Source organism: Pseudodesulfovibrio sp. S3, from assembly GCF_004025585.1.
Taxonomy (GTDB): Bacteria; Desulfobacterota; Desulfovibrionia; order Desulfovibrionales; family Desulfovibrionaceae; genus Pseudodesulfovibrio.
The window spans coordinates 105,111-117,434 of the sequence record NZ_QTZO01000002.1 but is presented as its reverse complement, the minus strand read 5'-3'; the positions used below and the strand labels follow the sequence as shown (position 1 = coordinate 117,434).

At 57.4% G+C, this 12,324-nt stretch carries 8 protein-coding genes; 5 read left to right on the top strand and 3 right to left on the bottom strand.

The features are described 5' to 3' along the window. Nucleotides 1-31: 31 nt before the first annotated feature. The 5 genes from DWB63_RS02460 to DWB63_RS02440 all read left to right on the top strand — a co-directional run bounded on the left by DWB63_RS02460 (nucleotide 32) and on the right by DWB63_RS02440 (nucleotide 9,619). Nucleotides 32-3,169: a multidrug efflux RND transporter permease subunit gene (locus DWB63_RS02460; RefSeq protein WP_128327225.1), complete on the top strand. Its 3,138-nt coding sequence runs from the start codon at nucleotides 32-34 to the stop codon at nucleotides 3,167-3,169. A gap of 73 nt (nucleotides 3,170-3,242) precedes the next feature. Then, nucleotides 3,243-3,935: a response regulator transcription factor gene (locus DWB63_RS02455; RefSeq protein WP_128327224.1), complete on the top strand. Its 693-nt coding sequence runs from the start codon at nucleotides 3,243-3,245 to the stop codon at nucleotides 3,933-3,935. Between the two features lie 22 nt (nucleotides 3,936-3,957). Next, the gene (locus DWB63_RS02450; RefSeq protein WP_164879759.1) at nucleotides 3,958-5,169 is read left to right on the top strand and encodes a HAMP domain-containing sensor histidine kinase; all 1,212 of its coding nucleotides are present in this window, start codon (nucleotides 3,958-3,960) and stop codon (nucleotides 5,167-5,169) included. Between the two features lie 630 nt (nucleotides 5,170-5,799). After that, nucleotides 5,800-6,795: a GAF domain-containing protein gene (locus DWB63_RS02445; RefSeq protein ID WP_206613117.1), complete on the top strand. Its 996-nt coding sequence runs from the start codon at nucleotides 5,800-5,802 to the stop codon at nucleotides 6,793-6,795. 103 nt (nucleotides 6,796-6,898) lie between these two features. Next, entirely contained in the window at nucleotides 6,899-9,619 is a 2,721-nt protein-coding gene (locus DWB63_RS02440; RefSeq protein WP_128327221.1) for a molybdopterin-dependent aldehyde oxidoreductase, read from the top strand. 339 nt (nucleotides 9,620-9,958) lie between these two features. Here DWB63_RS02440 and DWB63_RS02435 read toward each other — a convergent pair whose 3' ends face one another. From DWB63_RS02435 to DWB63_RS02425, 3 genes are read right to left on the bottom strand one after another with little or no spacing between them, the layout of a single operon-like run. Next, complete coding sequence (locus DWB63_RS02435; RefSeq protein WP_128327220.1) at nucleotides 9,959-10,579, bottom strand: ATP-binding cassette domain-containing protein; 621 nt, start codon at nucleotides 10,577-10,579, stop codon at nucleotides 9,959-9,961. After that, a complete protein-coding gene (locus DWB63_RS02430) occupies nucleotides 10,576-11,331 on the bottom strand; it encodes an ABC transporter permease subunit (RefSeq protein ID WP_128327219.1) in 756 nt (251 codons plus the stop codon). Before DWB63_RS02430 ends, DWB63_RS02435 begins: the two co-directional genes overlap by 4 nt. Beyond that, the gene (locus DWB63_RS02425; protein ID WP_128327218.1) at nucleotides 11,328-12,317 is read right to left on the bottom strand and encodes a hypothetical protein; all 990 of its coding nucleotides are present in this window, start codon (nucleotides 12,315-12,317) and stop codon (nucleotides 11,328-11,330) included. The genes DWB63_RS02430 and DWB63_RS02425 overlap by 4 nt, the downstream gene beginning before the upstream one ends. Nucleotides 12,318-12,324: the final 7 nt, after the last annotated feature.

Sequence of the window (12,324 nt, the reverse complement as noted above, 5' to 3'; positions counted from 1 at the left end):
TCCCTCTCCAAACTCAATTTAGGTATACTACATGTCCGAATTCTTTATCAACAGGCCCAACTTCGCCTGGGTCGTGGCCATATTCATCTCCCTGGCCGGCCTCCTGGCCATTCCGTCCATGTCCATGGAGAAATTCCCGGCTGTTGCGCCTCCTCAAATTGCCATCAAGCTGGTTTACCCTGGTGCCTCGGCAACGACCCTCAACGACACGGTCGTCAGTCAGATCGAAGAGGAGCTGAACGGTGCCAAGGGAATGCTGTACTATGAATCGATCAGTTACTCCAACGGCACGGCCGAGATCACGGTCACCTTCAAGCCCGGGACCGATCCGGACTTTGCCCAGGTCGATGTTCAGAACCGTCTTTCCAACGCGGAATCGAGCCTGCCCGAGGCCGTTTTAGATCAGGGTATCGAGGTGGAGCAGACCAGCGCGGGATTCTTGATGATCTATGCCATGGTCTACAACGAGGACACCGGCCAAGACCCCCAGGTTTTGGCTGACCTCATGGCCCGCAACGTGAACAACGAAGTCCGCCGTATTGAGGGAGTGGGCAAGGTCCAGTTCTTTGCCGCAGAAAGCGCCATGCGCGTCTGGGTGAATCCCCAGAAGTTGCTCAGCTATGGCCTGTCCATCAATGACGTGAACCAGGCCATCCAGGCCCAGAACATCCAGGTCCCGGCAGGAAGTTTCGGCTCCAGGCCGGGCAACGAGGGTCAAGAATTGGAGGCCACTCTGCTCGTCCAGGGAATGTTGCAGTCTCCGGAGGAATTCGGTCGTATCGTGCTGCACGCCGATGTGGACGGCTCCGTGGTCCGCCTGTCCGATGTGGCCCGCACCGAGGTCGGTCCGGAATCCTACAACACCCAAGCCCGTATCAACGGCATGGAAACCGCAGCGGCGGCCGTTCAGTTGTCCCCGGGCGGGAACGCCCTGGGCACGGTGGAACGCGTGCGGGCAAAACTCGATGAAATCCAGCAGACCCTGCCCGACGGTGTCAAACTGATCGTGCCGCTGGACACGTCCAAATTCGTGGATGTGGCCATCGAAAAGGTGGTTCATACCCTGTTCGAGGCCATGTTCCTGGTCTTCCTGGTCATGTTCCTGTTCCTGCAGAACTTCCGTTATACCCTGATTCCCTCCATTGTCGTGCCTGTCTGCCTGTTGGGAACCTTCGGGATCATGTACGCGCTGGGCTTTTCCATCAACATGATGACCATGTTCGGCATGGTCCTGGCCATCGGTATTCTGGTGGACGACGCCATTGTTGTGGTGGAAAACGTGGAACGCATCATGTCCACGGAGGGGTTGCCGCCCAAGGAAGCCACCAGCAAGGCCATGAAACAGATATCCGGGGCCGTTGTGGGCATTACCTTGGTGCTGTCCGCCGTGTTCTTTCCCCTGGGCTTCATGAGCGGATCGGTAGGCGTTATCTACCGCCAGTTTGCCGTCTCCGTGGCCGTTTCCATCCTCATTTCCGGGTTCCTGGCACTGACCATGACCCCGGCCTTGTGCGCCACGCTGCTCAAGCCCGTGGCCAAGGGAAGCCATGAAACCAAGGAGGGCTTTTTCGGCTGGTTCAACCGCCGTTTCGACAGACTCGGCAATGCGTACCAGGGGCTGACCGGTCGTTTGGTAAACCGCACCGGACGGATGATGCTCATCTATCTGATTATCCTGATAGCCCTTGGCTACGCGTATATGCGCCTGCCGTCCGGCTTCGTCCCTGGCGAGGATCAGGGGTACATGGTCTGCAGCATGCAGTTGCCTCCCGGCGCCACCAATTCTCGGACACTCACCCAGGTCAAGAAAGTGGAAACGTTCTTCCAAAATACACTCGCCATAGAATATGGTTTTACCGTTCTCGGATTCAGCTTTTCCGGTCAGGGACAGAATGCAGCTGCAGCCTTTCCCATGTTCAGGGACTGGTCCGAACGCGGCGACGGAGAGTCGGCCACGGACCTTATCCTGAAGACAAACATGGCCTTCTCCACCCTGGATGATGGATTCGCCTTTGCGGTTAACCCTGCCCCCATTGACGGTCTGGGTAACACCGGCGGCTTTTCTCTCCGTTTGGAGGACAGGGCCGGTGTGGGCAGGGCTGTGCTGGGTCAGGCTGCGGGTATGATCCTGCAACAGGCCAATGCCTCGCCAATTCTGGCATATGCCCGATTGGACGGCCTGCCCGACGCACCTCAGCTTCGAGTGGAAATCGACCGCGAAAAGGCCGAGACACTGGGCGTCAACTTCAGCGATATCAAAACAGTCCTGGCCAGCGCCTTCGGTTCCAGTACGATCAACGATTTCGCCAACAGGAGCCGGATGCAGAGCGTTGTGGTCCAGGCCGACGCCAAATACCGGCGCAGCCCGGAGAGCCTCAACGAACTGTATGTCCCCAACTCCACCGGTGATCAGGTGCCACTGACTTCGGTGATCAATACCAAGTGGGAAATCGGTCCGGTGCAGATGGTCCGCTACAACGGCTATGAGAGCTTCAAACTCACCGGCGATGCGGCACCGGGACACAGCTCCGGTGAGGTCATGGCCGAGATGGAGCGCATCATGCAGGACCTGCCCAAAGGCATCGGCTACGAGTGGACCGAGCTGTCCTATCAGGAGCAGCAATCCGGTTCCCAGGCTCCGATGCTCTTCTCCCTGGCTCTGCTGGTTGTCTTCCTGCTGCTGGTGGCCTTGTATGAGAGTTGGGCCATTCCTTTGTCGGTCATGCTCATCGTGCCCATCGGCGCCCTGGGCTCCGTGCTCATGGTCACTGTGCTGGGCATGAGCAATGACGTCTACTTCAAGGTCGGCCTGATCACGATCATAGGTCTGGCTGCCAAGAACGCCATTTTGATCGTGGAGTTCGCCAAGGACCTTCACGCCAACGGTGTCGGACTTATGGATGCCGCCATCCAGGCGGCAGGATTACGTTTCCGCCCGATCCTCATGACGTCCATGGCGTTCATTCTGGGCGTCATTCCCCTGGCTGTTGCCACCGGGGCAGGAGCGGCAAGCCAAAGAGCCATCGGCACCGGCGTTATCGGCGGCATGTTGAGCGCTTCGGTGCTCGGCATCGTCTTTGCACCGGTCTTCTTCGTGGGGGTTCTGTCCCTGGCCGGCCGGTTCCGCGGCAAGAAGCCGCAGGCATCGACCGAAATGCCGTCCGAATAGGTTTGTCAAACCGGCTCCGGCGGGCTATTGTCCGTCCGGAGCCATACGCCATCGCGTTACCGAGAGAAACGCCATGAATATATATGCACTGCTGGTGGAAGACGATCTGGATCTTGCGGCCTCGCTCATCGAATACCTGGAATTGGAAGGTGTCATCTGCGACCATGCGGCAAATGGCGTCCATGGCCTGCAGCTCGCCCGGGAATACAAATACGATGTCATCATGCTCGACCGCATGCTCCCCAAGCTTGACGGCCTGAGCTTGTGCGCCAGCCTTCGGCGTGACGGACTGGACGTTCCGGTGCTGATGATCACCGCACGCGATACCCTGGATGACAAGGTCGAGGGATTCGAATCCGGGTCTGACGATTATCTGGTCAAGCCCTTTGCCCTCAAGGAGCTGCTGCTTCGCGTTCAGGCTCTGGCCAAACGCAGGAGCAGTCAGCCGAGGCGGTATGTGGTCGGCGACCTGGCAGTGGATATGGAGCAACATGAGGCCACCCGGGCGGGGATAAAACTGTCTCTTTCGCCAAAGGAATGGGCCCTGCTGGAATACATGGCCAAGATGAGCCCGAATATCGCCCTGCGGGACGAGATGCAGCGGGCCGTATGGGGTGAGGACCTGCCCGAGAGCAACAGCCTTAAAGTGCATATGCACAAGTTGCGGCAAAAGGTGGACAAGCCTTTTCCCTACTCCCTGATCAAAACCGTCCCGGGCGTGGGGTTCGTCCTGAGGGAACCAAGTGAAATGCCGACGAAGCTTTAGAAGATCGATCACATCCTATTTTGTGATCACCTGCGCGGTGCTCGTGGTCGGGTATACCTTTTTCCTGAGCCAGTATCTGACCCGCGGCTTCGGGCTTTTCGTGGAGTTTCGGCTTGAGGAAGTCGCTGAGAACTATCTGCATGCCTTTGCCGAGGACCCCGAGGTACCGTTGCCGGTAGTGGGCCCTGTCAAAGGCTATGGACGATATGAAGATTTGCATGCCGATATTCGCTCGGTCGCCACGCCCGAGCAGATCAAGAATGAGCGATTTACCTATATTCACAAGGGCAACATACACTACGAAGTATGTGCAGTCGAACGGCCGGACGGGAAAACCGTCTATCTGGTCTTCACCACTACCGAAAGTGAACTCAGTGCGGAATCGGTGCGGCGTTTCGACTTCTATTATTTATATACTCCGATTGTAGCCGGGCTGCTGTCCATCGCCGCGGTCCTGTTCCTGGCTTTTCGCATGTTCAAGTGGATTACCCGGCCTGTGGAAGAGTTGCACGAATGGGCCATCGGCCTGTCTCCGGAAAATTTGGATAAGGAACCGTTGCATTTCAAGTACGACGAATTGAACAACCTGGCCAATCTGATCCTTACCACGTCCCGGCGGCTGGTTGCCGGGGTGGAGCGGGAGAAGCGATTCCAGAAATATACAAGCCATGAACTGCGTACCCCCATCGCCATCCTCCAGAACAACCTGGAACTGCTCGAGCGGTTGGGAATAACCGAAGACAACCGCTACCAGACCTCGCATGCGCGTATGGTCAAGGCCGTTCGGAATATGCGTAACTTGACCACGTCCCTGCTCTGGCTCGCCCGTGAATCCAACACCCCCTTGCCCGTGGAAGACTTCGAAATAGTTGGCTTCATTCGTGAAATTATCGATGACAACGCCTATCTGCTGGAAGGAAAGGACGTCTCCCTGACAACCTGTTTGGCCCCTGTATCCATCCGGTGCCCCAAGACACTGGCCCATATAGTCCTGGTCAACTTGGTCCGCAACGCCTTCCAGCATACCTACGAAGGCACAATCACGATCAAGGCGGATTCGGAGCAGTTCGAAATCTCGAACCAGGCCGAAATATCGGAAGGGCCTGCCTCCGATGACATGGACGGCTATGGCCTGGGCCTGCAGTTGAGTATACAGTTGGCCAAGAAGATTGGGTGGCGCATACAGGTCATAGAGGAAGGCAAGCTCTTCCTGGTGCGGGTAATCATCGGGTAACAGGCCGGACAGGTCGGAAGTCCCCTGATATGTCCCGGTTGGACGCTTTGCCGTCCCATGGTATTCGGCAAACGCAGCGACAGTACTGCTCGGCCATGCCATTCCAGAATCACACGAGGTATGGTAATCCTCGTTCACCGGGATGCAGGGGCTGTCGGCGCACCGGGCCTGGTTGGAAGGGGCGATTCGCAGTCCGCGGGCCGGTACGGGGACGCCCGACACGTCGGATGTGGAACGGTTGTCCTTGGCTTGTTGCTTCCATGTCGAGTCCGGATCGGATGGATCTTGTCCTTGCCGGACAGATCCGAGCGTCGTCTCGCCCGGCAGTGCATCCAGCTCGACTTGGCCTCTGATCAGGCTGGAAGCGGCTTCTCCCGGCCATTGTCCGAAGTCCCTGTCGTCTTGGACTCCATCCAAACGGCCTGTCCGGAAAACCGCTACCGTCTCTCCTGCCAACGCCTTCCTCGAATCTATAATATATACTGTTGAATTGGATGGTTAGATGATGTTTGCACGGGAAACAATCAGGAGGAGTCAATGTCATTTTCATGAGTTCTTTTTCTTTACATGAGTTTACAGGGCCAACTGCGTGTTGTAGCCTCATGGCAAACCATTCGGGAGCAACGTACCATGCCAGCCGAAAACGCGAATTTTGATCAAGTTGTTTCTAATCTCTCCTATAGTTTAATCACGTCTGGATATTCGACTACCGGCATCGCCAATATTGTCCTTAATTACGCCAAAAATGTAACTCAAAGTACTCTTGGCTATGCTTCAGTTATCGATCCTATGACTAAAAACAATATCTGCCATACACTTACGGGTATGATCGGTGATTCCTGCCGGATTCCGCCCAGCAAAAGCGGCATTGTGTTTCCGGTCGGATCTACGGGGGAATACCCCACTTTATGGGGCCACGCTCTGAATACCAGAACTCCCTTTTATACGAACGCCCTGGGTGAACACCCTGCGTCCAAAGGGCTGCCTTCCGATCATGTGAAAATCGAACGATTTCTTTCAGTGCCAGTTGTTTTAGGAGATGAGTTGTGCGGACAGATCAGTCTGGCAAATTCCGAGGATGACTACAATGACCAGGACCTGGAGAACGTCAGTCAGGTTGCCGTGCTCTTTGCCCACGCCTTGAAACGGTTTCAGTTGGATGACGCGAAAACTCCATCTCATGCCCCGATGAAACACCGCGCGGCATCTCCTGAGGGTGAGGGGGGGCAGGCTGCCGCCGAGCAATTGGAGGAACTGCCAAGAATTATTCAGACCACCATTACAAGCAATCTCAAGCGGCTGACAACGCCGTACATTGATCAGTTGAAGCAGACTGAATTGAACAGTGCCCAACTCTTCTTGCTGGAGAAACTACAAGAAAATCTCGAAGGGTGTGGCTCGTCTCTCCTGTCGCATTCACGTTTGATGAATGTCACGTTCACGCCCCAGGAATTCCAGATAGCCATCCTGATCAAATCCGGTCTCAAAACAAAGGAAATTGCCGAGCAGTTGGATATTTCCATCAACGCAATCAATTTTCACCGGAAAAACATTCGCAAGAAGCTGTCCATCAGCAACAAGGACGTCAATTTGCAGACCTACCTGCTATCCCTTGAGGAGTGGTAGGAGAGACTACCACTAAGCTCCCATTCATTCCCATTGTTCTTCGGAAAAATCGCTCTATACTCCATAATATCTGAACCCTCATCAACCTGACAGGAGTTGCGATATGAAGAGTAAGACCTTGATTGTCAATGGGATTGTCCGGGATGTCATTGCAGATGACGAGACCATGCTTGCGGAAATTTTACGCAAGAATCTCTTGCTGACCGGCACAAAGGTCGGGTGTGACACCGGGCACTGCGGCGCATGCAATGTCATTGTCAACGGCAAGCTTGTCCGGTCATGTTCGTACAAGTTCAAGCGGTTGCAACAGCACGCCGCCATTACCACAATCGAAGGCGTGGGTACCCCTGACAATCTGCATCCCCTGCAGCTTGCCTGGATACTTCACGGCGGTGCCCAGTGCGGCTTCTGTACGCCCGGTTTCATCGTTTCTGCAAAGGCGCTGCTGGACGCAAACCCCGCACCTTCCCGCAAGGATATCCGCGACTGGTTCCAGAAGCACAAGAATGCGTGTCGCTGCACCGGCTACAAGCAACTCACTGACGCTGTCATGGATGCCGCGTCCGTCATGCGTGGGGAAAAGGACATACGGGAGCTGTCCTGGGAACTGCCCGAGGACCAGCGCATCTGGGGCACCCGGTATCCCAAGCCTTCAGCCGTTGCCAGGGTCACGGGAATGATTGACTTCGGTGCCGACAGGATTTTGAAGATGCCTGAAGACACGCTGCATCTGGCGCTGGTCCAGGCGGAAGTCTCCCATGCAAACATACTGTCCATGGACACAGCCGAAGCTGAAGCCATGCCAGGCGTGGTCAAGGTCGTGACGCACGCGGATGTTCCGGGCAGGAACCGCATCACCGGTCTGATCACATTCCCTACCAACAAGGGCGATGGATGGGACCGTCCTATCCTGTGCGATAAAAAGGTCTTCCAGTATGGCGATACCCTGGCCATTGTCTGTGCCGACACTGCGGCGCATGCAAAGGCCGCTGCTGCCAGGGTGACCGTAGAGCTTGAGCGCCTGCCGGAATACATGAGTGCGCCCGCAGCGATGTCCGACAACGCCCTGGAGATTCATCCAGGCACGCCCAATGTCTATTTCGAACAGAGCGTCAAAAAGGGGGCGGACCCGAATTCCATATTCGCAGACGCCCACGCTGTGGTCGAAAATGATTTCTATACCCAACGCCAGCCGCACATGCCCATTGAACCGGACGTCGGATTTGCTTACTTCGATGACGAAGACCGCCTTGTCGTGCATTCCAAATCAATCGGTCTCAACCTTCACCACGCAATGATCGCGCCGGGCATCGGCATCGAGCCGGAGAAGCTGGTTCTTGTCCAGAATCCGGCCGGAGGAACATTCGGTTACAAGTTCAATCCGACCATGGAGGCATTGCTTGGTGTGGCGGCATTGGCTACCCGGCGGTCCGTGGCCTTGTGCTATGACTATACACAACAACAGACCTACACCGGCAAACGTTCGCCCTGGTTCACCCGTGTCAAATTGGCTGCGGACAGCTCGGGCAAACTCCTGGCCATGGAAAGCGACTGGACCGTGGACCATGGACCGTATTCTGAATTCGGAGACCTGCTCACCCTGCGCGGGGCTCAGTTCATTGGATCAGGTTACGATATCCCCAACATCCGCGGCGTTGGCCGCTGTGTCGCAACAAACCATGCATGGGGTGCCGCATTCCGTGGGTTTGGCGCTCCCGAAGGCGAGTTCGGCTCTGAAGTGCTCATGGACGAGTTGGCTGAAAAACTCGGGGTGGATCCGTTGGAGCTGCGGTATGTCAACGTATACCGTGAAGGCTCGACCACACCTACCGGGCAGGCGCCGGAGGTGTATTCCCTGCCTGAGATGATCGACATACTGCGGCCTGCCTACAAGGAGGCGCAGAAGAGAGCGGCTGAGAATTCGACCGATGCAGTGAAGCGTGGCGTCGGCGTCTCCATCGGTGTTCTGTGCGCCGGACTGGATGGCCCTGATCATGGTTCGGCTGATATCGAATTGAATCGGGATGGGACAGTCACCCTGTATACGACTTGGCAGGACCATGGACAGGGCGCGGACAGCGGCGTGACCGGTACGGCCCATGAAGCCTTGCGTCCCTTGAACATGGCTCCCGAGGACATTCGTCTTGTGCTGAATGATACCAGCCGCTGCCCGGATGGCGGTCCGTCCGGCGGCAGCCGTTCACAGGTCATCATCGGGCGCGCCATAATCGACGCGTGCGAAAAGTTGATCGCAGCCATGACCGGATCGGATGGCGGGTTCCTCACCTATGAAGAGATGACCCGGCAGGGCAAGGCCCTGCGATACAGCGGGTCCTGGACGGTTCCGGCTGAACCGTGTGACGAGAACGGGCAAGGCAGGCCTTTCATCTTCTATATGTACGGCCTGTTCATGGCGGAAGTCGCCGTAACTCTGGAAACCGGTTTCACTGAGGTCGAAAAGATGACCCTGGTGGCAGACATCGGCACCGTGGGCAACAAGCTTGTCGTGGATGGCCAGATGTACGGCGGCATCGCCCAGGGCATCGGTATGGCTCTGTTCGAAGACTATGAGGATATCGAGAAGCACTCAACCTTGCTCGGTGCCGGGTTCCCCTATATCAAGCAGATACCGGACGATATGGAGTTGATATACGTCGAGACTCCGCGTCCTGAAGGGCCGTTCGGCGCATCCGGCATGGGAGAACTCCCGTTGACCACGCCTCATGCTGCGGTCATCAATGCGATCACCCAGGCATGCGGCGTGAGGATAACCGATTTGCCGGCCCGGCCTGAAAAAATCCTGGCTGCTTTGAAAAAGTTGTAAGTAGCGACTGAATTCGATTTGAAAGGAGAGGTGCGAATGGGCACCTCTCCCTTTTTGTTTGTCTGCACTGTAACGATATGTGATAGTTTGATAAAAGTGATATTGGACACGGGTGTCCCGAAAAAAATGTGTCCGAATGGCATTGATGATCTCAAGCGGTACAAGGTCAAATCTTGGGTGTCACCCAAGAGGTCGCGGGTCGATTCACTTCAACTTCACCAATAAAGATAAAGGCTAAACAGGACCGGTCCCGAAGGACCAGTCCTGTTCTCATGCAGGGGAATAACCGGCCTAATGCCGGGGAGGACCTGATGTAGTGCTGTTTCAGGGGCGGTTGATTCAGGCGGGAAGGGGTGCGTGGGCTTCCCGTAAATCGCTGATGGGACCGTGGGAGATGGTTATGGTCCGGCAGTCGATGGCTTCCATGTGTTCCATCTGATGGCTGACAAGAAGCACGGTGTTGCCTGCGGCCCGGTGGCGTTCGGTGCAGTCGGCCACGGTGGACTGCCAGGCCGGGTCCAGAAAGGCAAAGGGTTCGTCCAGGAGCAGGATGCGGGGATTGACCGCAAAGGCGCGGGCCAGCGACAGCCGTCGTCGCATGCCGCCGCTCATTTTCGTGGGCCGGATGTGTGGATTGAGGTCAAATCGTTCCAGCCAGGTCAGGGCTGCGGATTCGGGAGATCGGGTGTCCGTGGGAAGCACCAGGAGCAGGTTGTCCAGGGCGTTGAGCCAGGGCACGAGAATGTCGTCCTGAAAGGCGCAGCCTATCCGTTTCGAATCCAGCCGGACGGTGCCGGAGTCCGGCGGAGTGAGTCCGGCCATGATTTCCAGGAGCGTTGTTTTTCCGATGCCCGATGGGCCGCACAGGCAGACCGCCTGCCCCGACTCGACCGTGAGTGAGCAATTCAGGACAAGGTCCGTGTTTCCGTGTCTTTTGCATACCTTGTTTAAATGGATCATGCCTTCTCCCGGATTTTGCCGGTGAATGACTCGGCCGAGAGTCTGAGCGGGGCAATGACCATCAATTCCAGAACCACGCCCAACAGGACGACGATGCTGGCCCAGGCAAAGATTTCAGGCATTTTCAACATGCGGTATGCCCAGAACAGTTTCGCCCCGATGCCGGTGGAGGAGCCGAGGAATTCGGCCACTGCCGTGACCTTCCAACTGGTGGCGGCGGCATAGGACAGGCCCGCCAGCAGGTAGGGCGTGATCCCGGGCAGGATGATTCGGCACAGGATGCGCCAGCGGGGCACGTGGTAGAGCTTGGCCATATCGAACAGGCGTCGGTCCAGAGCCAGGCAGCCTTGGGCCACATTGGCGAACAGCAGGGGGAATACCGTGGCGAAAACCACGGCCATGGGAACCAGGGAACCGGTTCCGGCCCAGACCATGAGCAAGGTGATCCAGAGTACCGGCGGGCAGGATTGCAGGGCTGCCACAAGGGGGGCGAGCAGCCGCATGGCCTTGGGGCTGCTACCTGTGGCGATGCCCAGGACCAGGGCACAGACCAGGGCGCCGAGCAAGCCTGCCGCGCCTCGGGCCACGGTGATGGACAGGGTCAGCCAGGTTTCGGCCTGCATGACCATGTGCAGCAGTTCCCGGCCCACTTCCATGGGGGAGGGGACCAGCATGGTGCCGACGGCCAGGGAACAGAGTTGCCATCCGCCGAGGGCCAGCCCCAGGGATACGACGAGGGAAAGTCCTTTCATCGTGGTGCTCCGAAGAAACTGTCGGGCAAGGCTCGTCCGTTTGAACCGCCGTCGGGAAAGACCATGGCCAGGTAGTCCTGAATCATGTCTCTGGCTTCCTGCGCCGACCGTACGCGGATGATGTCGCGAGCGAGCGAGGCCCGCACCGTGTCGCGGGGGATGAATGTTTCAAAGGCCTTGGGCAGGGTTTCCAGACCGGCCTCGGGATTGTGCAGCAGAGAGGTCTCTTGTTTGGCCATGGCAGCCTCCAACTGGTCGGCCAGTTCGGGATATCGTTCCAGGGTGCGGGTGTTCACTGCGATGCCTGCCATGGGCAGCATGGCCGGTTTGCCGGTCATGCGTCCGTATTGTTCCTCAACACAGGCAATGATGTGCAGCTTGGGATTCTTTTGCAACAGCACGGTCACCAGCGGTTCCGGTGCAACGAGCAGCCCCACGGTGCCCTGGACCGTTTTGAGTGCCAGTTGCTTGGACTCGAACGGGGCGTATGTGAACGCAGGCAGGCCGTGGGGTTCCATGGCGCGGAGTACGGCCACGCCTGGAGACTGGGGCGGGGTAACGGCGATCTCCGTGCCGGGGGCAAGAGTCATGAGCTGGTCGAAGCTGATGACGTCCCCGCGGCTGGACAGGATGTAGAATTTCTTCCATCCGGTCACGCTGACCAGGCGTATGGGGGCGCCGCGCAGGGCAGCCTGGGCAAAACCGTCGATGTGCCCCACCCAGATGTCGCCCTTGCCGGACAGGAGCAGGCCGCGCAGGTCATTGAGATCTTTCCAGTAGTGTATGTCGGCCGTGAAATCGAGGTCGCCTTCGGCCAGGGCTTTCCACAGCGGCATCTGGGGTGTGGTGGCCTGGCCCGTGGTGTATACCGAAAGGACGGTCCGCCCCGTTGCCGGGGCGGACGTCATGGATTGCGTCAGCAGGTGCAGGCCGCCCCATATCGCCAGAAGGCACAGGACGGACAGGACCGTAATGCGTTTGACCAAGATAACC